We start from the raw sequence: 26,899 nt of genomic DNA, 5'->3' as shown, positions 1-26,899 counted from the left end.
CAACGTTCGTGATCCTGGGCTCCTGCGTTCGCAGGAGAACCGAAGAGGCGGGATCGCACTTGTGTGCGGGCCCCCCAGGCGCGAGAACGCCGCATGATCTCCCGTCTCCTGCTCGCCGCCAGCGCCACCGCGCTCCTTGCCGCCGCTCCGTTGCCGAAGAAGGGCGAACCGGCGATCACCGCGCAAACGCAGCGGTCCGGTGGGGTACTGACGCCGGAGCAGACCGCGCTCCGGTTCGACAGCGCAGACCTCGCCTTCGAAGTGCTGCCCGAGACGGAGAGCCTGAACGGTATCGCCACGCTGGTCTTCACCGCCAAGGCACCCCTCACCCGGCTACCGATCGACCTCGACCGTAATCTACCCGTCACCGCGATCACGATCGACGGCGTCCCGCTCGCCACCTCGGCGTGGAGCAATCCCGAGGGTCGGCTGACGATCACGTTGCCAAAACCCGTCCCCGCCGGCGGCAAGGTGACCGCGAAGATCACGTATGGCGGCACACCACACGTCGCGGTGAAGGCGCCGTGGGACGACGGGATGGTCTGGTCGAAGACGCCGGATGGCCGGACCTGGTTCGCAACGACCGCGGAAGGCTATGGCTGCGACCTGTTCTGGCCATGCCTCGATTTCCCGACCGGCGAGCCGGCGCTGGTGACGCTGCACATCACCGTGCCGAAAGGTCTGAAGGCGCCATCGAACGGCGTGCTGCTCGGCGTCGGTACGCTGGCGGATGGGCGGACGACCTGGAACTGGCGCGCCAAGCATCCCAACACCTATTGCATCGCACTCAACGTCGGGCCGTATGAGGAGATCAGCGGCGCGTACAAGAGCCGCTTCGGCAACAGCATTCCGATGTATTACTGGTACCTGCCGGGCGAGAAGGCGCAGGCGGAAAAGCTGTTCGCGGAGTTCGCGCCGACGCTCGATTTCTTCGAGAGCATGATCGGCCCCTACCCGTTCGGCGACGAAAAGCTCGGCGTGGTCGAGACGCCGCACAAGGGCATGGAGCACCAGACGATCAACGCGTACGGCAACGGCTATGAGAAGGCGCCGGAGGGGTTCGACTGGCTGTTCCAGCATGAGTTCGCGCATGAGTGGTTCGGCAACCAGCTGACCGCCGCCAACTGGGACGATTACTGGCTGCACGAGGGCTATGGCACGTACATGCAGCCGCTCTATGGCCAGTGGCGGGAGGGGCGTGCGCGCTATGCGGCGATGATGCAGGGCGAGCGCACCTCGATCATGAACCGCAAGCCGATCACGCAGCAGCGCGTCACCACCGAGGAGGAGGTGTACGAGCTCGACAAGGGCGGCGCCGGGCAGGACATTTATTACAAGGGCTCGTGGATGCTCCACACGCTGCGCGGGTTGATCGGGGACAAGGCGTTCTTCGACGTCACGCGGCTCGCGGTATATGGCCGCGCGGATCCGAAGCCGGGGAATTTCGCGCCGCGGTTCGGGTCGACGAAGGAGTATGAGGCGCTCGTCAGGAAGGTGACGGGGAAGGACTATACGTGGTTCTTCGACGTGTATCTCCGTCAGGCGGCGTTGCCCGAACTGGTCGAGACGCGGACGGGGAATATTTTGTCGCTGGCTTGGAAGGTGCCGGGTAACGGCCCGTTCCCGCTGCCGGTCGAGGTGCAGATCGATGGGAAGACCCGGACTCTGCCGATGACGGGCGGGAGGGCGAGCTTGTCGGTCCCGGCGGGCGCGCATGTCGTGATCGATCCGGACGCGCTGGTTCTGCGGCGGAGTGTCGCGCTGGAAGACGTGGCCGCCTGGAAAGCCGCGCAAGCCGCGAAGGCCAAGCCCCAATGACCTCTCCGCCGTTCCCCCGCGAACGCGGGGGCCCAGGAATCACAAACGCCGACCCGCGTGACCCTGGGCTCCTGCGTTCGCAGGAGAACATCTGGGGATCCCGCGCGGCGGAGATGGCGGCGATCTTCATGGTTGGGGACGGCCTCATCGGCCTGCTCCAGCCGCGTCGGCACGTCGATCTCTGGAAGGACGACGCACTTGGCACCGAGAAACTGGTGAAGCCGTTCGTCGGTCGGCCCGGTCGCCGCCGCCTCTATGCGATCGTGCAGATCGCCGCAGGCCTTGCCTTGGCTGCACGCCAGAGACGATGAAGGCCGCGGGTTGGCTCCTGCCGGCGCTAGCGCTCGCCGGGTGCGGTTCGGGCCCCGACGCCGGCGCGACCGACGAGATCGCGCGGGGCAAACGCGTGTTCAGCCGCTGCACGGCGTGCCACACGATCGGGCAATATGCTGGCGATACCGACGGCCCCAATCTCTACGGGGTGATGGGCGGCCCGATCGGTGAGCGCCGCCCGCGCTTCTCGTACACCGCCGGACTGAAGGCGCCTGGCGGCAAATGGGACGCGGAGCGCATGGACCGGTGGCTGGCCAACCCGCGCCGGATGGTGCCCGGCACGACGATGGCCTTCGCAGGGGTGCCCGACCCGAAGGACCGCGCCGACGTCATCGCTTATCTCTCGACGCAAGGTCCCTGAGGTTACGGCACCACCGTCGTGAACAGATACGCGGCGAAGATCACGAGGTGGACGACGCCCTGCAACACCGTCGTCCGCCCGGTGCCAAGCGACAGCGTGGCGACGAACAACGATAGCGCGAGCAGCGTCATGCTCTTCGCATCGATGCCGAGCGCGATCGGCAGGTCGAGCACCAGCGACACGATCGCCACGCTCGGGATCGTCAGGCCGATGGTGGCCAGCGCGGAGCCGAGCGCGAGGTTGAGGCTGGTCTGCAACCGGTTGCGCCGTGCGGACTTGTACGCGGCGAGGCTTTCGGGCGCGAGTACCAGTGCGGCGATGATCACGCCGACCACGGTCAGCGGCAGGCCGGCGCCTATGACTGCGGCTTCGATCGTCGGCGATAGGGTTTTTGCGAGCAACACCACCGAGACTAGCGCGACGAGCAAAGCCGCGAAGGCGATCCCGGTCGCGCGGCCCGATGGCGGCGCGGCGTGATCGTCCTTGTCGTCGGTCGAGGGCAGGAAATAGTCGCGGTGGCGCACCGTCTGCACCAGCACGAACGTCCCGTAGAGGACCAGCGACACGACCGCGACGAAGATCAACTGCGACGATGCGTAGGTCGGCCCCGCCGTCGACGAGGTGTAGTTCGGCAGGATCAGCGACAGAACCGCCATCGCCGCAAGCACGCCGAGCGCCGCGGTCATGCCCTTCAACGTGAAGCGCTGTTCGTGATGCCGCACCGCGCCCGCCAGCAGGCAGATGCCGATGATGAAGTTGAGGATGATCATGATCGCCGCGAACACCGTGTCGCGCGCGAGGGTGGCCGCGTCGCCGGCGTTGGACAGCATCAGCGAGACGATCAGCGACACCTCGATCACGGTGACCGCGATGGCGAGGACGAGCGTGCCGAACGGTTCGCCGACCTTGTGCGCGATGACCTCGGCATGATGTACGGCGGCGAGCACGCTGCCGATCAGGACGATCACGGCCGCCGCGGTGCCGAGCGTGCCCATCTTGGCGAGCCCGATCAGGACCGCGACGAGGCCGAGGCCCGGGGCGATCAGCGTCCAGATCGGAAGCGCCAGGCGGTCCGGCATCGTCTCCGCCACGTGTTCGTTCGGTCGGTCGGCCACTTCGATCGTCATGCATGCTCCCTCGTTCCACTTGGATAACGAATGCGTGAGGGCCGATAAGGGTCCGAGTCGGGGTGATTGCGGCGCGAGGAGGATCGCGTAGGTTGCGGCGATGTTGGCTCCCGATCTTCGCGAAACGCTGGTCATGGTGGCGGAAGCGATGCGTGATGCGCAGGACCCGTGGTGGGTCATCTCCAGCGCGGCGGTGGCGCTTCGCGGTGTCGGGCCGGTCGAGGTTGGCGATGTCGATGTGGTGGTGAGCGCGTGGTCTACGTGCCTGACCGTGCGGAATTGGCCGAGATTCTCAGGCTGTTCGGACGTCCCAAGGATCTGGAGCGGGTTCGGCTTTTGACCTGAGCACCGTAGTGGCGGCGACAGCCGCACGCGGGTCACGACGTCGTCTCCGCGGACCCTACAAGGTCCCCTAGACAGAAGAGACGCCAATGGCGTTGTGGGTGAAGACGGAGCGTATCGACCGTTCTCCATGGGTCAGGTCACATCCTACCGTTCCCCCGCGAAAGCGGGGGTCCAGGAGTCACGACCGCTATCGCCTGGTACCCTGGGCCCCCGCCTTCGCGGGGGAGCTGTCAGAAGAGCGGACCACGCTCGTCGACCCAACCGAAAAAGGGCGCCGATCGCTCGACGCCCTTTCCCGTACCCCAAAACCAACCCCGCGCTTAAGCAGCGTCGCCGGTCTTCTTCTTCTCGGCGTAGACGCGGATCGGTTCCTTGCGGCCTTCGATCACGTCCTTGTCGATCATCACCTCGTCGACGCCGTCCATGCCGGGCAGGTCGAACATCGTGTCGAGCAGGATGCTCTCGAGGATCGAGCGAAGCCCGCGTGCGCCGGTCTTGCGTTCGATGCCCTTCTTGGCGACCGAGACGAGCGCGTCGTCGGTGAAGCCGAGCGCGACGTCCTCCATCTCGAACAACTTCTGGTACTGCTTGACCAGCGCGTTCTTCGGCTCCTTGAGGATCTTCACCAGCGCGTCGACGTCGAGATCCTCGAGCGTCGCGATCACCGGCAAGCGGCCGACGAACTCGGGGATGAGCCCGAACTTCAGCAGATCCTCGGGCTCGACCGACTTCAGCGTCTCGCCGGTCTTGCGCTCGTCCGGCCCGGCGACATACGCGCCGAAACCGATCGACTTGCCCTGGAGACGATCGCCGATGATCTTCTCGAGACCCGAGAACGCACCGCCGCAGATGAACAGGATGTTGGTCGTATCCACCTGCAGGAATTCCTGCTGCGGATGTTTGCGCCCACCCTGCGGAGGAACCGAAGCGGTCGTCCCCTCCATCAGCTTGAGCAACGCCTGCTGCACGCCCTCGCCCGACACGTCGCGGGTGATCGAGGGGTTCTCGGCCTTGCGCGAAATCTTGTCGATCTCGTCGATGTAGACGATCCCACGCTGCGCCCGCTCCACGTTGTAGTCGGACGCCTGGAGCAGTTTGAGGATGATGTTCTCGACGTCCTCGCCGACGTAACCGGCTTCGGTCAGCGTCGTCGCATCGGCCATCGTGAACGGCACGTCGAGGATCCGCGCGAGCGTCTGCGCGAGCAGAGTCTTGCCGCACCCGGTCGGGCCGACGAGCAGGATGTTCGACTTGGACAGCTCGACATCGGCACCCTTGGCGCCATGGTTGAGCCGCTTGTAGTGATTGTGCACCGCCACCGACAGCACGCGCTTGGCGCGCTTCTGGCCGATCACGTAATCGTCGAGGACGTCGCAGATCTCCTGCGGAGTCGGCACGCCGCCGTCCTTCTTGGACACCAGCGCGGACTTCGTCTCCTCGCGGATGATGTCGTTGCAAAGTTCGACGCACTCGTCGCAGATGAACACGGTTGGACCCGCGATCAGCTTGCGTACCTCATGCTGCGACTTGCCGCAGAACGAGCAATAGAGGGTGCTCTTCGAGTCGCCACCGCTCAGCTTCGTCATTCAATCACCTCTCGCGCATGTCGGTGCACGTGCCGTTTCCGGGGCCGCTACCGTAACGCACCCCGGAGTTCCTACAATCAAATAAACCGGCAGGGCTTACGATTCGCCCCATGCCAGTGTCGGTTAAGCGGGTTTTGCCGCATCATCCGCCGGTGCCGGACGCTTGTCGAACACCTCGTCGACCAGACCGAAATCCTTCGCTTCGTTCGCCTCGAGGAACGTATCGCGGTCCATCCGGCGCTCGATCTCCTCGATCGGCTGGCCGGTATACTGCGAATACAGCTCGTTCATGCGCTTGCGGATGCGCAGGATTTCGCGTGCCTGGATCTCGATGTCGCTGGCCATGCCCTGTGCGCCACCCGATGGCTGATGGATCATGATGCGTGCGTTGGTCATCGCGACGCGCATGCCGGGCTCGCCGCTCGCGAGCAGGAAGCTGCCCATCGATGCGGCCTGGCCGATGCACACGGTGCCGACGCGCGGGCGGATGTACCGCATCGTGTCGTGGATCGCCATGCCCGCCGTGACGACACCGCCCGGCGAGTTGATGTACATGAAGATGTCCTTCTTCGGGTTCTCGGACTCGAGGAAGAGCAGCTGTGCGGTGATCAGCGAGGCCATGCCGTCCTCGACGCCGCCGGTCACGAAAATGATGCGCTCGCGGAGCAGACGCGAGAAGATGTCGAACGAACGCTCGCCGCGGTTCGACTGCTCGATGACGATTGGAACCAGGCCTGCTTGCGTCTGCTGCAGGCCGAGCCCGGCGCTGGCCAACGGGCTCGCGAAATCGCCGGTCTCGAACGGATTGTGCATGGAAATCTCTCTTATGCCCCAGTGAACCGCTAACATCGGCTGTCCGGGAGGGGAGTTCAAGCCCGTCCTGTGCTTCCCCTCGCCCCTTCGGGGAGAGGGGGGGGCCCGCACGCACTTGCGGGTGGGAGGGTGAGGGGCGGTTGGCGGATCCCAACCTCCCCTCACCCTCCCGTCGCCGAGTGGCTCCTCCTTCCCTCTCCCCGGAGGGGCGAGGGAATCAGATGCCTGGGGCTGGGTAGGCGAGGTATGCTAGCCTTCGCACTTCGCGGCGGCCTCTTACCACGGTGTCGAGGATCAGGCCGGTGAAGACGTTGAGCGCAGCGAAGATGCCGAGGCCGGTGATCAGGATCGCAGTCGGGAAACGGGGAACCTGGTGGATCTCGATATAGGTCAGCACCAACGGGATGCCGAGGATCAGCGCGAGCAACGCAAACACGCTGCCGATCGCGCCGAAGAACCACAGCGGGCGCTCGATCCGGTACAGCGTCATGATCGTCCGCAGGATACGCCAGCCGTCGCCGTACGTGCTGAGCTTCGATTCGGAGCCTTCGGGGCGCGCGTAATAGGGCGTCTCGACCTCGCCGATCGGCATTTTCAGTTCTAGCGCATGAACGCTGATCTCGGTTTCGATCTCGAACCCGGCCGACAGCGACGGGAAGCTCTTCACGAACCGACGCGAGAACACGCGGTAGCCGGAGAGGATGTCGGTGAAACTGCGGCCGAACAGGCGCGCGAGCATGCCGGTAAGCAGCGCGTTGCCGAATCGGTGGCCGCGGCGGTAGCTTTCCTGGACCTGGCTGATGCGTGAGCCGACGACCATGTCGAGTTGCTCGTCGAGGACGCGCTTTACCAGGTTCGGTGCGGAGGCGGCGTCGTAGGTCGCGTCGCCGTCGGCCATGACGTAGATGTCCGCGTCGATGTCGGCGAACATGCGGCGGACGACCGCGCCCTTGCCCTGGATCCGCTCGGTCCGGACGACGGCACCGGCGGCACGTGCGACCTCGATCGTGCGGTCGGCGCTGTTGTTGTCGTAGACGTAGATGACGGCGCTTGGGAGCGCGTCGCGGAACCCCGCGATCGTCTGCGCGATCGCGGCTTCCTCGTTGTAGCAGGGGAGGAGGACGGCGATTCTCGGTTCGGTCATGCCCTGCCCTATTGTGTCGGAAGCTGCCTTGGAGACGCTATTTTCAGCCACCGACCACCTACAAACGCACTTCCCCGGCGGAGGCCGGGGCCCAGTTGGGGAAGGTCCATAACGGAGCTTTGCGCGCCGTTACAGCTACCTTTCCAACTGGACCCCGGCCTCCGCCGGGGAGGTGACCCGATTATGGGTTGAGTGCCTCAGTCCTGAGGCACTCAGATAGTTTTACGCCTCGGTCTTGGTCGCGGCCTTCTTGGCAGCGGGCTTCTTCGCGGCGGGCTTCTTTGCCGGTGCGTCGGCAGCTTCGGTGCCCTCTGCGTTCTCAGCGGCAACCGGCGACGATTCCGTCACGGCCGTCTCGGCTTCGACGGGAGCCGCCTTCTTCTTGGCAGGGGCCTTCTTCGCAGGCTTGGCCTCTTCCGCAGCGTCCGAGGCAGGCGCCTCTTCCGTCACGGCCGCGTCGTCGGCAGGTGCAGCCTTCTTCTTGGCGGCAGCCTTCTTCTTCGGCTTGTGATTGTCGTGATCATGCGTGTGCGTGCCGCTGGCGAAACCGTCCTCGCTCTCGATCGCGGCCTCAAGCTCCTCGCGCGTGGCTTCGCGGTCGGTGATCTCGGCCTTCTCGAACAGGAAGTCGACGACCTTGTCCTCGTACAGCGGCGCGCGCAGCTGGGCGGCCGCCATCGGCTCCTGCTGGACGTACTGCATGAACTGCTGGCGCTGTTCCGCCGGATACTGCTGCGCTGCCTGGGCGAGCAGCCGCTGCATTTCCTGGTTGGAAACCTCGACGCCGTTCGCCTGGCCGATCTCGGACAGGAGCAGCCCCAGGCGCACGCGACGCTCGGCGATCTTGCGGTAATCGTCGCGCTCGCCTTCCATCTCGGCCATCGCAGCCTCGGGGTCGGCCTCGTGCGTGGCTTCGTGCTGGAGCTGCGACCAGATCTGGTTGAACTCGGCTTCGACCATCGACGGCGGCACTTCGAAGTCGTGACCCTCGGCGAGCTGGTCGAGCAGCTTGCGCTTCATGTGCGTGCGCGTGAGGCCGTTATGCTCCTGCTCGATCTGACCCTTGAGCAGCCCCGTGAGCTGCTCGAGGCTCTCGAGACCGAGCGACTTGGCCAGATCCTCGTCGATCTTGCTCTCGCCCGCGGTCTTCACCGACTTGACGGTGATGTCGAACGTCGCCGGCTGACCGGCGAGCGACTTCTCCTGATACTCATCGGGGAAGGTCACGTTGAGGACCTTGTCGTCGCCGGTCTTCACGCCGACGAGCTGATCCTCGAAGCCGGGGATCAGGCGACCCGCGCCCAGCTCGACGCCCATGTCGGTGCCGGTGCCGCCCTCGAACGCGACGCCGTCGGCGGTCTTGCCGACGAAATCGACGGTGACGAGGTCACCCATCTTCGCCTTGTAGGTCGGCTTGGCGTCGTCCCACTTCTTCTGCTGGTCGGCGAACTTCTGGAGCTGCTCGGTGACCGCCTCGTCGGCGACGGGCACGGTCAGGCGCTCGAGCTTCAGACCGTCGATCGCGGGAGCGGGGACCTGCGGCAGGACCTCCATCTCGACCTTGACCACGGCGTCCTTGCCGAGGTCATAGCCGTCTTCCAGCTCGACCGAAGGCTGCATCGCGGGGCGAAGCTGCTTCTCGGCGACGAGCGTCTGGACGCCCTCCTGGATCGCCGCGTTCAGCGCGTCCTGGGTCAGCGCCGGGCCGTGCATCTTGCGGATGAGGTTCGCCGGCACCTTGCCCGGACGGAAGCCCGGCATCTTCATCTGCGGCGCGAGGCGCTTCAGCTCGACATCGACCTTGGCATCGATATCCTTCGCGGTGATGGTGAGCGTAAAGGCGCGCTTGAGGCCCTCGTTCAACGTCTCGACAGTCTGCATGTCCGGCCTTTGTTATAAGAGCATTCGGGATAATTCGTCGGGCGGTCGCCTCGCCTGCGCGGCGGGCTGGTGCGGGCGAAGGGACTCGAACCCCCACATCTTGCGATACTTGGACCTAAACCAAGCGCGTCTACCAGTTCCGCCACGCCCGCACAGGACATCGCCGTAGCGGGCGCGTCTATACCAACGATGCATGCCGGGGCAAGCACATAGGCAACTCCCGCTGATTACGGGCGTTAGGCATCCAGAAGGAGAGACATCATGGCTACCCAACCCCCGGCAGAATTCCCGACCCCGACGCCGCCCGTCGAGCCGACCGCGCCGCCGCCCGAGTTCAACCCGCCCGCGCCGGATATCGACGTGCCTGCTCCGGGTACGCCGTCGAACGATCCCGCACCCGTGCAGCCCGAGTTTTGAGCGTGGCCGATCCCCATTCCGGGACGAACCCCGAAACGCTGCCCGAGGATCGTGACGCGGATACCCGCAGCGATATCGAACAAGCGGTGGAGTCGCGTTCCGACGCGGTCGAGCGCGGCGAAGGCGGCGACGAGCCCGGGACGTTCACCGACAGCGGCCTGCACGACGGAGTCGGCGGGACCGGTGGTGTCGTGAAGAACCAGGACGACGACGCGCAGTAATCGTTCTTCAGCAACCATACAGGCGGGCGTGGCTATTCAGATCGTGCCACTCCCGCCAATCAGGACCCGATAATCTCCACGATCCCAACCTTCGCCGAGCACCAGAGCCTCTATATCGCGCTCGGGCTTGCCCTCTTGGTCCTGATCGTTGCGCAGCGCATCCCCGTCATCCGAACGCTCGTGAACCTGGCGATGACGCTCGTCCTCGTCGGACTGCTGTTCATTGCGGTCGACCAGCGGCGGCAATTCGACCCCTATGTCGGCAAGATCGCGCGGTTCCTGAAGATCGAGGACCAGCAGGTGGTCGGCGGCGAGGTCCGTATCCGGATGTCGCCGGATGGACATTTCTGGGCACGTGCGACGATCGATGGGGTGAGCCAGCGGCTACTGATCGACAGCGGCGCGACGATTACGGCGATTTCGGAGAAAACGGCGGAGGCTGCGGGGATCGAGGCGCGGGTTGGCGTGATGCCGATCGTCTTGCAGACCGCCAACGGGTCTATCGCGGCTAAGACGGGGACCATCGCGGATTTGCGGCTTGGCGCGATCGTTGCGCGGGATTTGCAGGTGGTGGTTTCGCCGGCGTTTGGTGAGACGAACGTGCTGGGAATGAACTTCCTGTCGCGGCTGGCGTCGTGGCGGGTGGAGGAGAACACGCTGATCTTGGTGCCGCATCATCCGCAGAAGGTGGATGCGTAGTACGCCACGCTCCCTTTCTGCTTCCGCTTCCGCTCCGACCCAACACTACCACCACCCCGGCGAAGGCCGGGGCCCAATCGGAAAGGTTGCAGTAACGAAGCGCCGCCCCTCGTTAGCAGCGTTCCCCAATTGGGCCCCGGCCTTCGCCGGGGTGGTACGTGTTGAAGCTGGCACGAACTTCACTTCTCCTGTTCCCTCGCGAACGCGGGGGTCCAGGAATCAAGCAGCGCTGCGCTCCGTTACCCTGGACTCCCGCCTTCGCGGTAGAACAGGATGTGCGGGAGAACGCATCGCCAGCCAACCGCAGGCTTACGAAGCCACCGACTCCCCAAGCGCCGTCTTGAGCAGTTCGTTCACCACGGCAGGATTAGCCTTCCCCCCCATCGCCTTCATCGTCTGGCCGACGAAGAACCCGAACAGCTTGTCCTTGCCGCCACGATAGTCCGCAACCTTGTCCGCGTTCGCCGCCATCACCTCGGCGATCACGGCCTCGATCGCCCCGGTATCGCTGGTCTGCTTCAACCCGCGATCCTCGACCACCTTCGCCGCCCCGTCGCCGGTCTCGAGCATCACCTCGAACACCTGCTTGGCGAGACTCCCCGACAGCGTGCCGTCGGCGATCAGCCCGAGCAGTTCCGCCGCCTGGGCTGGCGAAACCGGCGAGTTCCCGATGTCCCTGCCGGTCCGGTTCAATGCCCCAAACAGTTCCGACGTCGTCCAGTTCGCCGCCGCCGCCGGCTTCACGCCCGCATCGAGCAACGCATCGAACCACCGCGCCGCCTCGACCTCGGCGGTCAGCACCGTCGCCTGGTACGGCGCGATGCCGAGAGCCTCGTACCGCGCGCGCTTCGCATCGGGGAGTTCCGGCAACGACGCGCGGCACTCGGCGAGGAACGCATCGTCGAGCACCAGCGGCAACAGGTCCGGATCGGGGAAGTAGCGGTAATCATGCGCGTCTTCCTTCGACCGCATCGAGCGCGTCTCGTTGCGGTCGGGATCATAGAGCCGCGTTTCCTGGACGATCTTGCCGCCGGCTTCGAGCACCTCGACCTGGCGCTTCGCTTCCTGCTCGACCACCGCCATCACGAAGCGCACCGAATTGACGTTCTTCGTCTCGGTGCGCGTACCCAGTTCGTCGCCGGGCTTGCGCACGCTGACGTTGACGTCGGCGCGCATCGATCCTTCCTCCATGTTGCCGTCGCACGATCCGACATAGCGCAGAATCGAACGCAGCTTCCGCAGGTAAGCCCCTGTTTCCGCAGGCGAAGCCAGATCGGGCTTTGACACGATCTCCATCAGCGCGACGCCCGAGCGGTTGAGATCGACGTAGGACTGGGTCGGATGTTGGTCGTGCATCAGCTTGCCGGCATCCTGCTCGACATGGATGCGCTCGACGCCGATCCGCTTGCCGGTCGCGTCGGGGTTCTTCTCGTCGAGGCTGATGTCGATCGCCCCCTCACCCACGATCGGATGATAGAGCTGGCTGATCTGGTAGCCCTGCGGCAGATCGGCGTAGAAGTAATTCTTACGGTCGAACCGCGACCATTTATTGATCTGCGCCTCGATCGCCATGCCGGTGCGGACCGCCTGACGGATGCACTCGCGGTTCGGCACCGGCAGCATCCCCGGCATCGCCGCGTCGACGAGGCTCACCTGCGTGTTGGGCTCCGCGCCGAACGCGGTCGCCGCGCCCGAGAAGAGCTTGGCGTTCGACGTCACCTGCGCGTGCACCTCGAGGCCGACCACGACCTCCCACTCGCCGGTTTCGCCCTGGATACGATAGTCGCTCATGTTACCACCAAGCCTCTGGTCGCGCGGTAAATCCTGCTCGCTGTTCGATCGCGAGCCCTGCGTTCAGCACGCCTTGTTCGTCGAGCGGCTTGCCGATGATCTGAAGGCCGAGCGGCAGGCCCTGCTTGTCGAGACCACCCGGCACCGACATCGCCGGCAACCCGGCGAGCGACGACGGCACGGTGAAGACGTCGTTGAGGTACATCGCGATCGGATCCGCCGACTTCTCGCCGAGCGCGAACGCTGCCGACGGTGCGGTCGGCGTGAGCAGCACGTCGCACGTCTCCCACGCCTTCTCGAAGTCGCGCGCGATCAGCGTCCGGACCTTCTGCGCCTGCGTGTAATAGGCGTCGTAGAAGCCGGCCGACAGCACATAGGTGCCGATCATGATGCGGCGCTTCACCTCCGGACCGAAGCCGTCGGCGCGCGTCGCGGCGTACATGTCCTGTAGCCCCGCGCCGGTCGGCAGGTCGCGGATGCCGTAGCGGACGCCGTCATAGCGCGCGAGGTTCGACGACGCCTCGGCGGGCGCGATGATGTAATAAGCCGGCAGCGCGTATTTGGTGTGCGGGAGCGAGACCTCGACGATCGTCGCGCCGGCGTCCTTCAGCCAGTCGATGCCCTGCTGCCAGAGCGCCTCGATCTCCTCGGGCATCCCGTCGACGCGATACTCCTTGGGAATACCGACGCGCAGGCCATTGAGATTGGCAGACAATCCTGCTTCCCATTTCGGCACGTCGAGCTGCAGCGAGGTGCCGTCCTTCGCATCGAACCCGGCCATCGCCTCGAGCAGGATCGCGCAATCCTTGACGTCGCGCGCCATCGGCCCGGCCTGGTCGAGCGACGAGGCGAACGCGATCGTCCCCCAGCGCGAGCAGCGGCCATAGGTCGGCTTGATGCCGCTGATCCCGGTGAAGGCGGCGGGCTGGCGGATCGAACCGCCGGTGTCGGTGCCGGTCGCGCCGGGGCAGAGCCGCGCGGCGACTGCCGACGACGAGCCGCCCGACGACCCGCCGGGCGCGAGCGACGCATTACCGCCGTCGTTGCGCTTCCACGGCGAGATCACGTTGCCGAACGCCGAGGTCTCGTTCGACGAGCCCATCGCGAACTGGTCCATGTTCAGCTTGCCGAGCATCCCCGCGCCCGCGTCCCACAAATTCTGCGAGACGGTCGATTCATAGGTCGGCGTGAAGCCTTCGAGGATGTGGCTCGCCGCGGTCGTCGCGACGCCCTTGGTGCAGAACAGGTCCTTCATGCCGATCGGCACGCCGGCCAGCGGCTTGAGCGTCTCGCCAGCTTCGCGCGCGGTATCGGCGGCGGTGGCCGCGGCGATCGCGTGTTCGGGCGTCTCGACAAGAAACGCGTTCAACGCCTTGGCCTGGCTCACCTTTACGATGAACGCGTCGGCGACTTCGCGGGCAGTGAAACTGCCGTCGCGCACGCCGTCGCGAATGCCGGCAACGCCCAGATCGGTAAGCTCGGTCATTATTCGATCACCTTCGGCACGGCGAAGAAGCCGTGTTCGGCCACCGGCGCGTTGGCCAGCACCTGCTCGCGGATGTTACCGCCGGTCAGCGGGTCGGCGTTGACGACATCGTCGCGCAGCCGCAGCGTGTTGGGAATGACGGCGGTCATCGGCTCGACGCCGGTCGTGTCGACCTCGCCCAGCATCTCGATCCAGCCAAGGATGTTTCCGAGTTCCGGCGCCATGCGGGCGGCGTCCTCGTCGGTGATCGCGATGCGCGCAAGGCTCGCGATCCGCTTCACGGTTGCAGTATCTACGGACATGCCGTGCGGCTAGCACCGCGCGGCGCGAGGGCGCAACATCTTTGGCGTAGGTGCTTCAGGCTGGCCGATTGAAATAGGGGCGTTGGCGACTCTTCTCCCCTCCCTGGAAGGGAGGGGTCGGGGGTGGGTCGGGCTCCCCATGTTCAGACGATGGTGGCTCAAGCGGGCCTACCCACCCCCAGCCCCTCCCTTCCAGGGAGGGGAGCAGAGTTGCGACCGCGACCACCGATATGCGCGCGCGATATGTTTCCCAACCTTCCTATCCTCCCCCGCCAGGGGGAGGTGGCGCGAAGCGTCGGAGGGGGCGGACACGGAACAGAGGTTGCCCTTTCCTCCCCCTCCGTCTGGCAAGTGCCAGCCACCTCCCCCTGGCGGGTGAGGATCGTGAGGGAGCCCGTTGCAACCAGCCCCCGCTTGCGGCACGGGAGCCGGATCGCCTGCACGGAAGGTCCCGCTTGGCCCGCAAGTTTCTCTATTTCGTCGCCGCGATGATCGTCCTCGCGATCGCCGCCCTGCTCGCCTACCGCCTGTTCGGCACGCAGTTGATGCGCGCGGTCATGGTTCCGAGCGAGAATTTCCAGGCGCAGCGCGAAGCCCCGCGCAACATCTACGCGCGAAAAATCCTGTGGCTCGCCCGCCCCGACGCACCCGGCAATCCCGCGCTCTGGACGCCGCCCGGCTATACGCCCGGCAAGCCCGGCACGGGCGCGGCGATCTTCTTCATCCATCCGACATCGTACATCAACCGCGATCACTGGAACGCGCCGATCGACGATCCCGAGACCAATGCGCGCGCCGAGTTGTTCCTGCGCGGTCAGGCGAGCGCGTTCAACGAGGCCGGTGACATCTGGGCACCGCGCTATCGCCAGGCGACGTTCGGCGCGTTCCTCACCAGCGAGGCCGACAGCGAACGCGCGCTGGCGTTGGCGTATGGCGACGTCTCCGCGGCGTTCGACCGCTTCCTCAAGGAGGCCGGCCCGACCCGCCCGATTATCCTCGCCGGCCACAGCCAGGGCGCGCTCCACCTCACCCGCCTGCTCCGCGACCGCGTTGCGAGCGATCCGAAACTGAAGGCACGGATCGTCGCGGCCTATGTCGTCGGCTGGCCCGTGTCGCGCACCACCGACCTGCCGCGCATGGGGCTCGCCGAATGCCGCACCGCCGAGCAGACCGGCTGCATCCTCTCATGGGAGAGTTTCGCGGAGCCCGCCGATCCGTCGCTGATCGTCGACACCTATGACCAGACCACCGGCTTCAACGGCCAGCCACGCAAGGGCACGTCGATCGTCTGCACCAACCCGCTGACCGGCACCATCGACGCCGCTGCGCCCGCCACCGCCAATCTCGGCACATTGGTCCCGTCCGCCGACCTCAAGACCGCGACCATGGCGATCGGCAGCGTCCCCGCGCGCTGCGCCGACCGCGGTTTCCTGCTGATCGGCGAGGGCCCGAACCTCGGGCCGTACGTGCTGCCCGGCAACAACTATCACGTCTACGACTACAGCCTGTTCTGGGCGAACATCCGCGCCGACGCCAACCGTCGCCTGAAGGCTTTCGCGCAATGATCACGCTTTCCGCCGCGCAGTTCCGCGACGCGCTCCCGACCGGCGGCCGGCTGATCGGCCTCGACGTCGGCACCAAGACGATCGGCACCGCGCTGTGCGACGCCGGCTGGTCGTTCGCGAGCCCTGCCATGCTCATCCGCCGCACGAAGTTCCAGAAGGACAAGGCCGCGCTCGCCGAGATCATCAAGGCGCAGGCCGTGGTCGGGCTCGTCATAGGCCTGCCGATCAACCTCGACGGCAGCGAAAGCCCCCGCTCGCAATCGACGCGGGCGTTCGCGCAGAATCTCAAGGACATGGGCCTCCCGATCCTGCTCCAGGACGAACGCTGGTCGACCGTCGCCGTCACCCGCACGCTGATCGAACAGGACGCGAGCCGCGCCAAGCGCGCCGAACTCGTCGACAAGATGGCCGCCGCCTATATCCTGCAAGGCGCGATCGACGCGCTGGTAACCGCGCAGATCTAGCGGGCGACGCGGTAGAGCGTGGACTCGCCGTTGGTCCATATCACGCGCAGGTCCGCCGCCTTTGCTGCGCCCGGCGGAAACCCCAGCGTCCAGACATGCGTGAATGCCGCACGCGGAAAATGTGCGATGGCGGCGGTGAAATTCGAGCCGATCACCGCACACTCGCTCGGCAGGACGAGTTGCGTCGGGTCGGCGGTGAACGGTGCGGCCTGCGCGTAGCGAATGCGCAGGAGTTGCTGGCCGGCCAGGGCCCATTGCGTGTTCGTGAACACGTCGCGCCGGACAATCGCCATGCCGGGCAGCGAATCGCGCCGGAGATCGGACCAGACGCCGCCGCACGGTCGGCTGACGAGCGCGAGCACCGCCGCGCCCCGCGGAATCGATGGGATCGCCGCGAGTTCGCGCTCCTGCTCGGTCGAGCGCTCGATGAAGCTGACGGTCGTGCCGGCAAGCCGAATCATCAGGAACGCGGTTCCGATGATGGCCAATATCGGGGCGAAACGAACGGAATCGGTCGGGTTCGATGCGGGCGGTGCGATCGCGATGACCGCCAGCATGAGTGCTGCCGGGGCCATCCGCATGTCGACATAGGCGCCGCCCATCATCAACCGCGGCAATATCGCGAACGCCGCCAGGCATGCGAGGGCCGGCCACCCGAGCATCGCGGAAAAGCCGAGCCGCGGGCTGCGCGCTGCGACGTACAAGATCGCCACCAAGACGCCGAGCGAGGCGAGGTCGTAGACCATCCATCGGTCGCGAAGGATCGACGCGACCCACAAGGCTTTGGCGGGCACGTCGAACCAGTCGGCCGCGCCCAAGCCGGCAGCGTCGCTCCCGGGGGGCGGGTGCAACGCAGAGGCGATCATGACGATCAGCGGCACTGCGAGCGGCAGGCAGCGAACCGCCACCGTCACGAACGCCGCGATCCAGGGCCGTCGATCACACCGCAATCTGGCGATTTCCGCCGCTGCCGCCATCAACCCGAACATGCCCCAGCCGAAGCTGTGCGCGATCCAGAGCGCGAAGGCGATCGGCACGAATACGACCGCCCTCAAGACCAATCGCTCCTGCCGTCCGAGCCGAACCCACAACGCCAGCGCGCAGAACGCCAGCGCTTGCGAGAGCGCGAAATTGACGAAGCCGAACTGGAACGGCCATGCATAGGCGAGCGGCAGCGCGAAGATCGCGGTCGGCGGTATCCGCCCATGCACCTCGCGTGCGGTCCACAGCAGTCCGGCGACGGTCAGCATCGGAATCGCGATGACCGCCAGCTTGGTCGCCGGTTCGAACCCGAACAATCGCGTGAGCGCCGGCACCAGCAGGTCCATCCCGAGGTTCGGGATCAGCGCCCAACGATAGGCGTAATAGCGCTGAAGATCGGGCGAGGTCGGCAGCGCCATCGCGATATGCCACCGCCCCATATGCCCCGGCAGGTCGCCAAGGGGTGGCAGCGCCGGCCACAGCAGAGGCACCGCCGACAGCAGGACGGCAGATAGGGCGAACCACCGCGTATCCCACCAGCGGCGCGTCGTTCTTGCCTCGGCGTCCTGCATCATGCCCCCCCTGTTCGCCCGAGCCATCCCATGATCGCGCTAAATTCGGGTTAACCATGCGGTTGCGGCGAAGCGTCGCGCGGCGCTTGCCCCCTGCCCCCGCGGCCACTATCCCGCGGCTTTAATGCGAACCTCAGATCACCGCCCCGCCGCCCTCATCGAAGGCGGCGCCGTCTTCCCGCACCGGCATCTCACCGGCATCGACGGGCTTCAGCCACACGAGATCGCGTTCCTGCTCGACGAGGCGGAGACCTGGGTCGGCGCGAACAGGACGCATGCGACGCCCGACAAGCGGCTTGCGGGTCTCACGCAGATCAACGCGTTCTTCGAGAACTCGACGCGGACTTTGCTGTCGTTCGAGATCGCCGGCAAGCGGCTCGGGGCGGACGTCGTCAACATGCACGCGGCGCAGTCGAGCGTGAAGAAGGGCGAGACGCTGATCGACACGGCGATGACGCTGAACGCGATGCGCGCCGACGTGATCGTGATCCGGCATATGTCGTCGGGCGCGGTGCGGTTGATCGCGGACAAGGTGGACTGCCCGGTGCTCAACGCGGGGGATGGGCGGCACGAGCACCCGACTCAGGCGCTGCTCGATGCGCTCACGATTCGCCGCCGCAAGGGCTCGATCGCAGGGCAGCGCGTCGTCATCTGCGGCGACCTGCTGCACAGCCGGGTCGCGCGGTCGAACATCCTCGCGCTGACCGCGCTCGCGGCCGAGGTTCGCGTCTGCGCGCCGTCGACGCTGATGCCGCCGATGATCGAGCGGATGGGCGTCACCGCCTTTTCCGATTTCGATAAGGCCTTGGAGGGCGCCGATGTGGTGATGATGCTTCGGCTCCAGAACGAGCGAATGGACGGCGCCTATGTGCCCTCCACGCGCGAATATCGGCTACGCTACGGGCTGACGCTCGACCGGCTGGCGAAGGCCGCGCCCGACGCGCTGGTGATGCACCCCGGCCCGATGAACCGCGGCGTCGAGATCGACTCCGCGGTCGCCGATCATGCCCGCTCGGCGATCACCGAGCAGGTCGAGATGGGGGTCGCGGTCCGCATGGCCTGCCTCGACGTGCTGACCCGAAGAGCGCGCGGCGTGGAGGGCTGGGCATGATTCTCGCACTGACGAACGCGACGCTCGCCTGCCCCGTCGGCGGCATGACCAAGGGCAATGTGCTGGTCCGCGACGGCGTGATCGTCGCGACCGGCATCGTCGATATTCCGTCGGACGCAGAGGTCGTCGACTGCGGCGGCAAGACCGTGGCGCCGGGGATCGTCGATCTCGGCGTCGCGAAGGTCGACCGTGCCGCGTTCCGTGCCGGCGGGATCGTCCGGATCGGCCTGATGCCCGACCAGTCGCCGGTGCTCGACGATCCCGGCATCGTCCAGCGCGCGGCGCTGATCGGCAAGCCCGACCTCTGGATCCACCCGATCGCCGCCGCCACGCGTGGGCTCGAAGGCCATGACCTTGCCGAGATGGCGATCTGCGTTTCGGCGGGGGCGAAGGCGGTCGGCACGGGCAAACACTGGATCGCCGACAGCGGCGTGATGCGGCGCGTGCTCGCCTATGCGCGCGACCTGGACGTGACGGTCGTCGCGCATGCGGAGGATGGCGGGCTGACCGCCGGTGCGGTCGCGACCGAGGGCGAGACGGCGACGCGGCTCGGCCTTCCCGCCGCGCCTGCGGTGGCCGAAGCGCTGGCGATCGCGCGCGACCTGATGCTCGCCGAGGATACCGGCGCGCGTATCCATATCCGCCAGGTGACGACCGCGGCGGGCTTCGACCTGATCCGCGCGGCCAAGCGTCGCGGCGTTGCCGTCACCTGCGGGATCACGCCGGCGCATCTGCATCTGTCGGAGATCGCGGTCAGCGATTTCCGGTCGTTCGCGCTGCTGTCCCCGCCGTTGCGTGCCGAGAGCGATCGACGGGCGGCGCTGGACGCGATCGCCGACGGGACGATCGACGTGCTGTGTTCGGGACACGAGCCGCGCGGGCCGGAGGAAAAGCGGCTGCCGTTCACCGATTCGAGCAGCGGGATGGCCGGTGCGGAGACGTTGCTGCCGCTGGCTCTGATGTTGGTCCGCGACGAGCTGCTGACGCTCGAACGCCTGTTCGCGCTGCTGGCGCGCAATCCGGCGCGGGTTTTGGGGCTCGATACGGGCACGCTGGAGGCGGGCAAGCCGGCCGACCTGATGCTGTTCGATCAGCAGGCGCCGTGGCAGGTCGTCGGGGAGGAGTTCCTGGCCGAGGCGGGGAATACGCCGTTCGATGGCTTGCCGGTCCAGGGGCGCGTGTTGCGGTTGTGGAAGGGTGGCCGCGAGGTTCGGTGAGGGGCCCCCACACGACCAACAGTGCACTCTCACGACCAACAGTGCACCACCCCGGCGAAGGCCGGGGCCCAAGTGGCAAGGCCGGAGTAACGGCACGCGGCGCTTCGTTATTATCGTTTCCCACTTGGGCCCCGGCCTTCGCCGGGGTGGTAGGAAGGGGGATCCAGAAGCGCTCGCTACGCCGCTCTGTTACCGCGACGCCATCTGCATCCCGGGCTTGCGCAACCACTGCGCCATCGCGTCGCCCGCACCCTGGCGGACGAAGCAGGCGCCGCCCTTGGCGCGGTACTGGCGACACATCGTATCCGCCGCCGACCGGCTGAATCCGCCGACCGAGAGGCGATAAAAGTCCTCGCCATTCGCCTTGAACATCATGCCGTTCGGCGAATGCCCGGCGAGCATCGCAAACCGGCGCGAGGCACGGCCCCAGGCGTCCCTGGCCACGCCCGCGCTCTCGAACGCGCCGAGTTGGACGTACCAGCTGCCGGTCGCCGGTGCCTTCACTTCATAGGCCGCGGTCGCCATGCCACGTCCAGTCGACGCGGGCGTCGATGCGAGCCTGACGGGACCAATCTGCGGGCGAAGCATCATCGTCGGCAGCGCCTGGACGACCTCCTGCCGCGGTCCGAACGACACCTTCGAAAATCCAGTGGTCGGCACGGAGACGACCTCGACCGGTACGGCTTCGGCGGGCGCGACCGAATCTACCGCCGCCAAGGCTTGCTCGGGAGCACCCGGCACCACCGGTACCGGAGTATTCAACGCCAGCGCGACCGGCTGGCCGGCGTCCGCCACCGCGCGCACGCCGAGCAGGCTCGCCACCTGGTCCGACGCGGTCGCCGGCTGTGCAAACAACGCCCATTGCTCGAGCCGCGCATCGACATCGGCCGGCGCCATGTCCGCCGCGGCGACCATCCTCGCCTCCTGCCAGCGGCCCGCCAGCGCGAAACTCAGCGCCAGATTCTGCCGGACCTTCGCATTCGTCTCGGGCGACCGCGCGACCTCGGTCAGCAGCGCGATCCCGCCCGCCGTATCCCCCGCCAGCGACAGGGCCAGCCCGCGATCGGGCGCCGGGATGATCGCCGCGTGCGCCGCCAGCGTCTGCCGGGCCGCCTGCCAGTCGCCCGTCGCGACCTGCGCCAGCGCGAGGTTCAGCGCCGCCTTGCCGTTGGTCGGCGACAGCTGGAGCGTATCCGCGAACGCGCGCGAGGCCGACGTGAAACGGCCGCCCTGCAGATAGCTCTGGCCGAGCAGCATGCGGTATTCCGCCGACTGCGGCATCAGCGCGACCGCGCCCTCCGCATAGCCGATCGCCACCGGCCCCTCGTGCCGGGCGAGCGCGGTCCGCGCCTTGCCCGCGTTCGTCGCCGCGCCCTTGGCCGCCAACGCATCGCTGCGGTCGCTTGCAGAGGCCATGCCACCGCCATTGGCCGCACATCCGACCATCGTACCGCCGAGCAGGAGGGCGGAGATGCCGCCGAGGAGAAGTGCGCGCGTGTTCATCGGGATGATCCCTGTTTCAACGTTTTGACGTAGCCGGCGGCAGCTGCGCGACGAGCGCATCCACCTCCGGTACCGTATGCAGAAAGGCGTCGAGCGCCTGCGTGACGAGCTGTTGCGACGAACGGCCGGTGACGGCGCTCGCCAGCCGCAGCCGGAGATGCCGGTCGGTATCGAGCCGAAGCGTGAAGGCGGCCTTTGCGCCCCCGGTCTTGGACACCGTCTCGCGCCCGATCCGCGCCACGGTCGCCTTCGACATGGATGCGACCGGCCGTTCGATCTCGACCTTCAGCGCCTCCCGATCGACCAGCACCTGGGGCTGCGGACCGCCCATGTCGTTCCAGCCGAGATCGTCGACCGCGCCTGTTGCCGGGGCGTCGAGATCCTGCTGGCGCATCGCCGGGCGCGCCGTGCCCTTGCGCGCCAGCAGCGAGGACGTGAGCGACGGGAGTGATCCGGGCCGTGCCATGGGGTCAACCGATGCCCCGGCGGCCGAAGCCCCCAGCGGCGGGACGCTGGCCGACCGCAGTCGGCACGCTGAACACGGTACGGCGGAAATTCTTCTCGAGCCGGTCGCAGACATAGGTCCACAGCGCCTCGATCTCGGCGGTCGACTTGCTGCGGGCATCGAGTTCCATGACCGTCCGGCCGTCGATCATCGAGACGGCGAAATCGGTGCGCTGATGGACGATGACCGGCGCGACCGTCCCGTGCTGCGACAGCGCCAGCGTGGCGTCGGCGGTGATCCGCGCTTTCGGCGTCGCGGCGTTGACGACGAAGATCAGCGGCTTGCCGGCGCGTGCGCACATGTCGACGGTGGCGCCGACCGCACGCAGATCGTGCGGGCTCGGCCGGGTCGGGACGACGATCAGCTCGGCGACCTGGATCACGCTCTGGATCGCCATCGTGATGGCAGGCGGGGTATCGATCATCGCCAGCTTGAAGCCTTGCTGGCGGAGAATCTCGAGATCGGCGGCGAGGCGCGACACGGTGGTCTGCGCGAAGGCGGGCTCCTCGGCGGTGCGTTCGTTCCACCAGTCGGACAGCGAACCCTGCGGATCGATGTCGATCAGCACCACCGGACCGTGGCCCGCACGCTCCGCCTGGACGGCGAGATGACCCGTCAAGGTCGTCTTCCCCGATCCTCCTTTCTGCGATGCGAACGCTAGAACGCGCATAAGTCCCCGACCCCCGGTATTCGCGAACGGCGTGCCATGCGGGGGTCTAAGAAGCGGTTAACGCGACTTCATAACGACTTAGGTTCGAGCAATATTCAGCCTATTGCCGCGCGCCCTTTGCCTTGCGCGACGAACGGCGGCATGGTGGCGGCGAGACGACATGGGGTAATGCGATGACGGTTGGGCGTAAGCTTCTGGTGGGTGCGATCGCACTGAGCGGCCTGTTCGCCGCCATCCCCGCTTATGCCGATGTGAAGGCCGGCGTCGACGCCTGGGCCAGGGGCGATTACGTGCGCGCCGTCGGCGAATGGCGGCCACTTGCGGTCGCCGGCGACGCCGATGCACAGTTCAACCTGGCACAGGCGTACAAGCTGGGACGCGGTGTGCCGCTCGATCCCGGCCTGGCCGAAAGCTGGTTCCGCAAGGCGGCGCTACAGGGGCATCTGCAGGCCGGCGACAATTACGGGCTTGCGCTCTTTCAGGCGGGCAAGAAGACCGATGCGCTGCCATGGCTCGAAAAGTCCGTCGCGCGCGGCGAGCCGCGGACCCAGCTCGTGCTGGGGACGATGCTGTTCAACGGCGACGGCGTGCCGCGCGATTTCCCCCGCGCCTATGCGCTGATGACGCGCGCGTCCGCATCCGGGTTGCAGTCCGCCTCGCAGACATTGGCGCAGATGGACCAGTATATCTCGCCCGCCGACCGCGAGAAGGGTACCGCGCTGGCGCAGAAATATGCGTTGCAGGCGACGCCCGCCGTGCCGTCGCGCTCGACCGTCGGAGGAGCCGGCTCGCGGGTCGACGTGCCGGCATCGCGGGTGGCCGAGACGCCGCGGCCCACGCGCCTGCCGCCGAGTTCGCTGCCCGCCCGCGTCCCCGCGCCGACGCGCGAGCCTGCGCCCCAGCCGACGACGCCGAAACCGGCGCCGGTGAAGGCGGTTGCCGCGAAGCCCGCGCCCTTCAAGGCGACCGGGAAATGGCGGGTGCAGCTCGGCGCGTTCCGCGACCAGGGCAATGCCGAGACGCAGTGGAACACGGTGCGCGGCAGGCTTCGCGGTGCGCAGCCCTTCTACACGAAGGCCGGCAAGGTGACGCGGCTCCAGGCTGGCGGGTTCGCATCGAAGGCGGACGCGGCGCGCGCCTGCTCGGCGGCACGCGTGCCCTGCGTGGTCGTCGCGCCCTGATTTGCGAGGCTGAAACGCGGCGATATTCATGACGATACTCGTGACGGGGATGTGCGAATGATCCTGCTGAGCTTGGCGCTGGTATCCGCGTCGCCGACCTGCGCGGAGATCAGGCAGCAATGCCGTGCGTGCCCGACCGAGGGCAGCGTCAAGGGATGTTCGACGGTCGGCATCGCCTGCCAGCCGACCCGTCGTATCTGCGAGCCCGCCGCGCCGACGAACATCGCGACCCGCCCGCCCCCCCGCCCGGACCGTGGCGTCGACAAAAAACGCCGCTGAAACAGCGCCTTTCACCTGTGCTAACGGGCAACATTGCGCGGCAGGGATCGAAATAGCCGGACCGGTCGTTTCGTTTCGACATCGACCGGGAGCTAGATGCATGATTTCGAAGACCTTGGCGCTGGCACTTGCCGGCGCAACGCTGTTGGCCGCGTGTTCCGGCGAGCAGCCTGTAACGACCAATACCGACATAATGACCGAAAACGGCGTATCGTTGCGCAACCTCGCCGAAACCGAGGTGGCCGTGCCCAAACCCGCGCAACTGACCGTCAAGGGCCGGTTGATCCCTACCCCGTCCGACCCGACCTCGCGCCATTTCCTGTTGCGCGAGCGCAAGGCCGTCGGCGGCACGATCATCGCGATCCTGCGGCAGGAGCATGCGGGCAAGGTCGCCTATGCGCGGACCGAAACCGATTGCGCGAACCGCCTGTTCCACGTGCTGGGCGTCGGGCCGAACCGCGCGCTGGTCGAGACCAACATCGCGCATGACGGCCCGCTGCGGCCGATCAAGGGGCTGCCGTTGCGCGAGGAACTGGCGACGTATGTTTGTGAGGCGAGCGGTACGCCTTTGGCAAAGGGGTAAACGCACTTCTGCGCCTCTCCCTGGAAGGGAGGGGTTGGGGGTGGGTCGGCCGGCTCGAGTCACTGGGGTTCGAACACGCGGAAACCCACCCACCCCCTGCCCCTCCCTTCCAGGGAGGGGTGAAGTTCTAGACCGTGACCCAGTCACGTCGCGCGATACCCTGCGCATAGAGAAGCGCGGTCAGATCCCCGTGATCGATCCGCGCAGCAGCCGCCGCCGCGACGATCGGCTTGGCATGATACGCCACACCCAGCCCGGCCGCCTCGATCATCGCCAGATCGTTCGCGCCATCGCCGACTGCGAGCGACTCTTCGACCACGATCCACCGCTCGGCGATCGCCGCATGCAACGTCGTCAGCTTGGTGTGCGACCCGACGATCGGCTTCGTCACCGTCCCCGTCAGCACGCCGCCCTCGATCTCCAGCACGTTGGCGATCGCGCGGTCGAAGCCGATCTCCTTCGCGACCGGCCTCGCGAACCGTGTAAACCCGCCCGACACCAGCACCGCCAGGGCCCCCCGCGCGCGCATCGTCCGGACCAGCGCCTTCGCACCCGGCATGATCGTCACACGCTCGGCGAGGCAGCGTTCGATGTCGCTCTCGGCCAGGCCCTTCAGCAGCGCCACGCGCGCGTCGAGCGCCGCCTCGAAATCGAGTTCGCCGCGCATTGCGCGCTCGGTGATCTCGGCGATCTGCGGTTTGATCCCGGCATAGTCCGCGAGTTCGTCGATGCATTCGACGGTGATCATGGTGGAGTCCATGTCGGCGACCAGCAGCGTCTTGGTCCGCGTAAGGCTGGACTGAACGACCACGTCCGCCCCGACGAACGCACCCTCCAGCGCGACCCGCGCCGCATCCGGCGCCATCGCGAAAATCAGGTCCGCCGCCGCGCCCTCGTCGATCCAGCCGCTTGCGCCCGGTGCGCAGCCGGCGTCGCGCAGGCGGTCCATCGCGGTCGAAATATCGCCTGCGGTCAGCGTGCCCGAGGCTATAAGCGTTGCCGTGAACATAGAACATCTCCCGAAGGTCGCGCTCATCGCAGGGCCGACCGCGAGCGGCAAGTCCGCGCTCGCACTGGCCATCGCCGCGCGCCACGACGGCGTCGTCATCAACGCCGACTCCGCGCAGGTCTATGCCGACCTCCGCATCCTCACCGCGCGGCCGTCGGTCGAAGAAGAGGCGAGCGCCCCGCACAAACTGTTCGGCCATGTCGACGCCGCCGATGCGACCTACTCCGCCGCGCGCTGGGCCGCCGAGGCGACGCAGGCGATCCGCGATACGCTGGCCGAGGACAAGCTGCCGATTCTGGTCGGCGGCACCGGCCTCTATATCCGCACTCTGCTCGACGGCATCGCCCCCGTCCCCGCGATCGACCCAAGCCTTCGCGAGCAGGTCCGCGCCCTCCCCGTCGCCGAGGCGCACGCCGCTCTCAGGCAACTCGATCCGCAAGCCGCTGCCAAGTTGAACCCTGCCGACACCACGCGCGTCGCTCGCGCGCTCGAAGTCGTGCGCGGCACAGGCCGCACGCTCGCCGACTGGCAGAACGAGAAGGTCGGCGGGATCGGCGACACGATCGATGTCCGCGCGCTGATCCTGATCCCCGACCGCGACTGGCTCAACGCGCGCATCGACCAGCGTTTCGCCGAGATGGCGGAAACCAGCCGCGACGAAATCACCGCACTCCTCGCCCGCCCCGACATCCCGCAGGACGCCCCGATCCGCCGCGCGATCGGCGTTCCCGAGATCGCCGCGCTGGTCCGAGGCGAGACGTCAGAACCCGACGCCATCGCCGCCGGATCGCTCGCCACGCGGCGCTATGCCAAGCGCCAATACACATGGCTAAGGCACCAGCCGCCTGCCGACTGGACCCGCACCGAAGCCCTCGACCTGCCAACGCGCCTGCAGCAATTTGAAACTATATTGCTCAAATGATGTTTGACACGCA

At 66.9% G+C, this 26,899-nt stretch carries 28 protein-coding genes and 1 tRNA gene; 15 read left to right on the top strand and 14 right to left on the bottom strand.

Going from position 1 to position 26,899, the window contains the following annotated elements:
- The first annotated feature begins 93 nt into the window (after positions 1 to 93).
- From NLI89_RS04855 to NLI89_RS04845, 3 genes are all read left to right on the top strand, one after another.
- On the top strand, positions 94 to 1,818 hold the full coding sequence (locus NLI89_RS04855) for a M1 family metallopeptidase (RefSeq protein ID WP_254685987.1): 1,725 nt from the start codon (positions 94 to 96) through the stop codon (positions 1,816 to 1,818).
- Between the two features lie 113 nt (positions 1,819 to 1,931).
- Entirely contained in the window at positions 1,932 to 2,129 is a 198-nt protein-coding gene (locus tag NLI89_RS04850; RefSeq protein WP_254685986.1) for a hypothetical protein, read from the top strand.
- Entirely contained in the window at positions 2,126 to 2,512 is a 387-nt protein-coding gene (locus tag NLI89_RS04845; protein ID WP_254685985.1) for a c-type cytochrome, read from the top strand. Before NLI89_RS04850 ends, NLI89_RS04845 begins: the two co-directional genes overlap by 4 nt.
- Positions 2,513 to 2,514: 2 nt before the next feature.
- On the opposite strand, the gene NLI89_RS04840 is transcribed toward NLI89_RS04845, so the two are convergent.
- Positions 2,515 to 3,639, bottom strand: coding sequence for a calcium:proton antiporter (locus NLI89_RS04840; protein ID WP_254685984.1), 1,125 nt, complete (start codon positions 3,637 to 3,639; stop codon positions 2,515 to 2,517).
- A 100-nt stretch (positions 3,640 to 3,739) separates the two neighbouring features.
- Here NLI89_RS04840 and NLI89_RS04835 point away from each other — a divergent pair, with 100 nt between their 5' ends.
- Positions 3,740 to 3,979 (top strand): hypothetical protein, encoded by a 240-nt coding sequence (locus tag NLI89_RS04835; RefSeq protein ID WP_254685983.1) that lies wholly within the window; start codon positions 3,740 to 3,742, stop codon positions 3,977 to 3,979.
- A gap of 325 nt (positions 3,980 to 4,304) precedes the next feature.
- On the opposite strand, the gene clpX is transcribed toward NLI89_RS04835, so the two are convergent.
- The 5 genes from clpX to NLI89_RS04810 all read right to left on the bottom strand — a co-directional run bounded on the left by clpX (position 4,305) and on the right by NLI89_RS04810 (position 9,560).
- Positions 4,305 to 5,570: an ATP-dependent Clp protease ATP-binding subunit ClpX gene (clpX, locus tag NLI89_RS04830; protein ID WP_056048170.1), complete on the bottom strand. Its 1,266-nt coding sequence runs from the start codon at positions 5,568 to 5,570 to the stop codon at positions 4,305 to 4,307.
- Between the two features lie 123 nt (positions 5,571 to 5,693).
- Positions 5,694 to 6,383, bottom strand: coding sequence for an ATP-dependent Clp protease proteolytic subunit (locus NLI89_RS04825; protein ID WP_031396413.1), 690 nt, complete (start codon positions 6,381 to 6,383; stop codon positions 5,694 to 5,696).
- 217 nt (positions 6,384 to 6,600) lie between these two features.
- Entirely contained in the window at positions 6,601 to 7,527 is a 927-nt protein-coding gene (locus NLI89_RS04820) for a glycosyltransferase family 2 protein (protein ID WP_254685982.1), read from the bottom strand.
- Between the two features lie 222 nt (positions 7,528 to 7,749).
- Positions 7,750 to 9,408: a trigger factor gene (gene tig / locus NLI89_RS04815; RefSeq protein ID WP_254685981.1), complete on the bottom strand. Its 1,659-nt coding sequence runs from the start codon at positions 9,406 to 9,408 to the stop codon at positions 7,750 to 7,752.
- Positions 9,409 to 9,475: 67 nt separating this feature from the next.
- Positions 9,476 to 9,560 (bottom strand) — tRNA-Leu (locus tag NLI89_RS04810).
- 109 nt (positions 9,561 to 9,669) lie between these two features.
- On the opposite strand from NLI89_RS04810, the gene NLI89_RS04805 reads away from it, so the two are divergent.
- The 3 genes from NLI89_RS04805 to NLI89_RS04795 all read left to right on the top strand — a co-directional run bounded on the left by NLI89_RS04805 (position 9,670) and on the right by NLI89_RS04795 (position 10,745).
- On the top strand, positions 9,670 to 9,825 hold the full coding sequence (locus NLI89_RS04805) for a hypothetical protein (protein ID WP_192145012.1): 156 nt from the start codon (positions 9,670 to 9,672) through the stop codon (positions 9,823 to 9,825).
- Between the two features lie 2 nt (positions 9,826 to 9,827).
- Complete coding sequence (locus NLI89_RS04800; protein WP_254685980.1) at positions 9,828 to 10,046, top strand: hypothetical protein; 219 nt, start codon at positions 9,828 to 9,830, stop codon at positions 10,044 to 10,046.
- Between the two features lie 135 nt (positions 10,047 to 10,181).
- Positions 10,182 to 10,745: a retropepsin-like aspartic protease family protein gene (locus NLI89_RS04795; protein WP_254685979.1), complete on the top strand. Its 564-nt coding sequence runs from the start codon at positions 10,182 to 10,184 to the stop codon at positions 10,743 to 10,745.
- 309 nt (positions 10,746 to 11,054) lie between these two features.
- Here the strand turns inward: NLI89_RS04795 and gatB are convergent, their stop codons facing one another.
- From gatB to gatC, 3 genes are read right to left on the bottom strand one after another with little or no spacing between them, the layout of a single operon-like run.
- Positions 11,055 to 12,536: an Asp-tRNA(Asn)/Glu-tRNA(Gln) amidotransferase subunit GatB gene (gatB, locus tag NLI89_RS04790; protein ID WP_254685978.1), complete on the bottom strand. Its 1,482-nt coding sequence runs from the start codon at positions 12,534 to 12,536 to the stop codon at positions 11,055 to 11,057.
- A 1-nt stretch (position 12,537) separates the two neighbouring features.
- A complete protein-coding gene (gatA, locus tag NLI89_RS04785; RefSeq protein ID WP_254685977.1) occupies positions 12,538 to 14,022 on the bottom strand; it encodes an Asp-tRNA(Asn)/Glu-tRNA(Gln) amidotransferase subunit GatA in 1,485 nt (494 codons plus the stop codon).
- Complete coding sequence (gene gatC / locus NLI89_RS04780) at positions 14,022 to 14,324, bottom strand: Asp-tRNA(Asn)/Glu-tRNA(Gln) amidotransferase subunit GatC (RefSeq protein WP_031396405.1); 303 nt, start codon at positions 14,322 to 14,324, stop codon at positions 14,022 to 14,024. Before gatC ends, gatA begins: the two co-directional genes overlap by 1 nt.
- A 455-nt stretch (positions 14,325 to 14,779) precedes the next feature.
- Between gatC and NLI89_RS04775 the strand changes: the two genes are divergently transcribed.
- Positions 14,780 to 15,889 (top strand): DUF3089 domain-containing protein, encoded by a 1,110-nt coding sequence (locus tag NLI89_RS04775; protein WP_254685976.1) that lies wholly within the window; start codon positions 14,780 to 14,782, stop codon positions 15,887 to 15,889.
- Positions 15,886 to 16,353, top strand: coding sequence for a Holliday junction resolvase RuvX (gene ruvX / locus NLI89_RS04770; protein WP_254685975.1), 468 nt, complete (start codon positions 15,886 to 15,888; stop codon positions 16,351 to 16,353). The genes NLI89_RS04775 and ruvX overlap by 4 nt, the downstream gene beginning before the upstream one ends.
- Here ruvX and NLI89_RS04765 read toward each other — a convergent pair.
- Positions 16,350 to 17,909 (bottom strand): hypothetical protein, encoded by a 1,560-nt coding sequence (locus NLI89_RS04765; protein ID WP_254685974.1) that lies wholly within the window; start codon positions 17,907 to 17,909, stop codon positions 16,350 to 16,352. The genes ruvX and NLI89_RS04765 overlap by 4 nt on opposite strands.
- 121 nt (positions 17,910 to 18,030) lie before the next feature.
- Here NLI89_RS04765 and NLI89_RS04760 point away from each other — a divergent pair, with 121 nt between their 5' ends.
- Together NLI89_RS04760 and NLI89_RS04755 are read left to right on the top strand one after the other, a co-directional pair.
- On the top strand, positions 18,031 to 19,017 hold the full coding sequence (locus NLI89_RS04760; protein ID WP_187504352.1) for an aspartate carbamoyltransferase catalytic subunit: 987 nt from the start codon (positions 18,031 to 18,033) through the stop codon (positions 19,015 to 19,017).
- Positions 19,014 to 20,234, top strand: a complete 1,221-nt coding sequence (locus NLI89_RS04755; protein WP_254685973.1) for a dihydroorotase — start codon at positions 19,014 to 19,016, stop codon at positions 20,232 to 20,234. The genes NLI89_RS04760 and NLI89_RS04755 overlap by 4 nt, the downstream gene beginning before the upstream one ends.
- 189 nt (positions 20,235 to 20,423) lie before the next feature.
- On the opposite strand, the gene NLI89_RS04750 is transcribed toward NLI89_RS04755, so the two are convergent.
- Genes NLI89_RS04750 through NLI89_RS04740 form a run of 3 tightly spaced genes read right to left on the bottom strand, consistent with a single transcriptional unit; the run spans position 20,424 to position 22,912 of the window.
- Entirely contained in the window at positions 20,424 to 21,737 is a 1,314-nt protein-coding gene (locus NLI89_RS04750; RefSeq protein WP_254685972.1) for an SPOR domain-containing protein, read from the bottom strand.
- Positions 21,738 to 21,753: 16 nt separating this feature from the next.
- Complete coding sequence (locus tag NLI89_RS04745) at positions 21,754 to 22,203, bottom strand: hypothetical protein (RefSeq protein WP_254685971.1); 450 nt, start codon at positions 22,201 to 22,203, stop codon at positions 21,754 to 21,756.
- Between the two features lie 4 nt (positions 22,204 to 22,207).
- The gene (locus tag NLI89_RS04740; protein ID WP_254685970.1) at positions 22,208 to 22,912 is read right to left on the bottom strand and encodes a ParA family protein; all 705 of its coding nucleotides are present in this window, start codon (positions 22,910 to 22,912) and stop codon (positions 22,208 to 22,210) included.
- A 173-nt stretch (positions 22,913 to 23,085) separates the two neighbouring features.
- On the opposite strand from NLI89_RS04740, the gene NLI89_RS04735 reads away from it, so the two are divergent.
- The 3 genes from NLI89_RS04735 (at position 23,086) to NLI89_RS04725 (ending at position 24,955) form a co-directional block, all read left to right on the top strand.
- On the top strand, positions 23,086 to 24,093 hold the full coding sequence (locus NLI89_RS04735; protein ID WP_254686022.1) for an SPOR domain-containing protein: 1,008 nt from the start codon (positions 23,086 to 23,088) through the stop codon (positions 24,091 to 24,093).
- Between the two features lie 57 nt (positions 24,094 to 24,150).
- A complete protein-coding gene (locus tag NLI89_RS04730; protein WP_254685969.1) occupies positions 24,151 to 24,372 on the top strand; it encodes a hypothetical protein in 222 nt (73 codons plus the stop codon).
- A 100-nt stretch (positions 24,373 to 24,472) separates the two neighbouring features.
- A complete protein-coding gene (locus NLI89_RS04725) occupies positions 24,473 to 24,955 on the top strand; it encodes a hypothetical protein (protein WP_254685968.1) in 483 nt (160 codons plus the stop codon).
- Between the two features lie 127 nt (positions 24,956 to 25,082).
- Here the strand turns inward: NLI89_RS04725 and serB are convergent, their stop codons facing one another.
- The gene (gene serB, locus NLI89_RS04720; protein ID WP_254685967.1) at positions 25,083 to 25,964 is read right to left on the bottom strand and encodes a phosphoserine phosphatase SerB; all 882 of its coding nucleotides are present in this window, start codon (positions 25,962 to 25,964) and stop codon (positions 25,083 to 25,085) included.
- On the opposite strand from serB, the gene miaA reads away from it, so the two are divergent.
- On the top strand, positions 25,957 to 26,886 hold the full coding sequence (gene miaA, locus NLI89_RS04715) for a tRNA (adenosine(37)-N6)-dimethylallyltransferase MiaA (protein WP_254685966.1): 930 nt from the start codon (positions 25,957 to 25,959) through the stop codon (positions 26,884 to 26,886). The two genes, serB and miaA, sit on opposite strands and share 8 nt — an antisense overlap.
- Positions 26,887 to 26,899: the final 13 nt, after the last annotated feature.

Source organism: Sphingomonas faeni (assembly GCF_024273235.1).
GTDB classification, from domain to species: Bacteria; Pseudomonadota; Alphaproteobacteria; order Sphingomonadales; family Sphingomonadaceae; genus Sphingomonas; species Sphingomonas faeni_A.
This window is presented reverse-complemented; position numbering and strand designations above follow the sequence as displayed.

What these genes read in the sequence shown, in the direction of transcription:
- tig (WP_254685981.1), bottom strand. Translation starts at nt 9,408, where the DNA reads ATGCAGACTGTCGAGACGTTGAACGAGGGCCTCAAGCGCGCCTTTACG.
- NLI89_RS04820 (WP_254685982.1), bottom strand. Translation starts at nt 7,527, where the DNA reads ATGACCGAACCGAGAATCGCCGTCCTCCTCCCCTGCTACAACGAGGAA.
- NLI89_RS04845 (WP_254685985.1), top strand. Translation starts at nt 2,126, where the DNA reads ATGAAGGCCGCGGGTTGGCTCCTGCCGGCGCTAGCGCTCGCCGGGTGC.
- NLI89_RS04855 (WP_254685987.1), top strand. Translation starts at nt 94, where the DNA reads ATGATCTCCCGTCTCCTGCTCGCCGCCAGCGCCACCGCGCTCCTTGCC.
- NLI89_RS04740 (WP_254685970.1), bottom strand. Translation starts at nt 22,912, where the DNA reads ATGCGCGTTCTAGCGTTCGCATCGCAGAAAGGAGGATCGGGGAAGACG.
- NLI89_RS04760 (WP_187504352.1), top strand. Translation starts at nt 18,031, where the DNA reads ATGCGAACCTCAGATCACCGCCCCGCCGCCCTCATCGAAGGCGGCGCC.
- gatC (WP_031396405.1), bottom strand. Translation starts at nt 14,324, where the DNA reads ATGTCCGTAGATACTGCAACCGTGAAGCGGATCGCGAGCCTTGCGCGC.
- gatB (WP_254685978.1), bottom strand. Translation starts at nt 12,536, where the DNA reads ATGAGCGACTATCGTATCCAGGGCGAAACCGGCGAGTGGGAGGTCGTG.
- clpX (WP_056048170.1), bottom strand. Translation starts at nt 5,570, where the DNA reads ATGACGAAGCTGAGCGGTGGCGACTCGAAGAGCACCCTCTATTGCTCG.
- ruvX (WP_254685975.1), top strand. Translation starts at nt 15,886, where the DNA reads ATGATCACGCTTTCCGCCGCGCAGTTCCGCGACGCGCTCCCGACCGGC.
- NLI89_RS04755 (WP_254685973.1), top strand. Translation starts at nt 19,014, where the DNA reads ATGATTCTCGCACTGACGAACGCGACGCTCGCCTGCCCCGTCGGCGGC.
- NLI89_RS04745 (WP_254685971.1), bottom strand. Translation starts at nt 22,203, where the DNA reads ATGGCACGGCCCGGATCACTCCCGTCGCTCACGTCCTCGCTGCTGGCG.
- NLI89_RS04750 (WP_254685972.1), bottom strand. Translation starts at nt 21,737, where the DNA reads ATGAACACGCGCGCACTTCTCCTCGGCGGCATCTCCGCCCTCCTGCTC.
- NLI89_RS04725 (WP_254685968.1), top strand. Translation starts at nt 24,473, where the DNA reads ATGATTTCGAAGACCTTGGCGCTGGCACTTGCCGGCGCAACGCTGTTG.
- NLI89_RS04765 (WP_254685974.1), bottom strand. Translation starts at nt 17,909, where the DNA reads ATGATGCAGGACGCCGAGGCAAGAACGACGCGCCGCTGGTGGGATACG.
- NLI89_RS04835 (WP_254685983.1), top strand. Translation starts at nt 3,740, where the DNA reads ATGTTGGCTCCCGATCTTCGCGAAACGCTGGTCATGGTGGCGGAAGCG.
- NLI89_RS04825 (WP_031396413.1), bottom strand. Translation starts at nt 6,383, where the DNA reads ATGCACAATCCGTTCGAGACCGGCGATTTCGCGAGCCCGTTGGCCAGC.
- NLI89_RS04730 (WP_254685969.1), top strand. Translation starts at nt 24,151, where the DNA reads ATGATCCTGCTGAGCTTGGCGCTGGTATCCGCGTCGCCGACCTGCGCG.
- NLI89_RS04840 (WP_254685984.1), bottom strand. Translation starts at nt 3,639, where the DNA reads ATGACGATCGAAGTGGCCGACCGACCGAACGAACACGTGGCGGAGACG.
- gatA (WP_254685977.1), bottom strand. Translation starts at nt 14,022, where the DNA reads ATGACCGAGCTTACCGATCTGGGCGTTGCCGGCATTCGCGACGGCGTG.
- serB (WP_254685967.1), bottom strand. Translation starts at nt 25,964, where the DNA reads ATGTTCACGGCAACGCTTATAGCCTCGGGCACGCTGACCGCAGGCGAT.
- NLI89_RS04735 (WP_254686022.1), top strand. Translation starts at nt 23,086, where the DNA reads ATGACGGTTGGGCGTAAGCTTCTGGTGGGTGCGATCGCACTGAGCGGC.
- NLI89_RS04850 (WP_254685986.1), top strand. Translation starts at nt 1,932, where the DNA reads ATGGCGGCGATCTTCATGGTTGGGGACGGCCTCATCGGCCTGCTCCAG.
- NLI89_RS04805 (WP_192145012.1), top strand. Translation starts at nt 9,670, where the DNA reads ATGGCTACCCAACCCCCGGCAGAATTCCCGACCCCGACGCCGCCCGTC.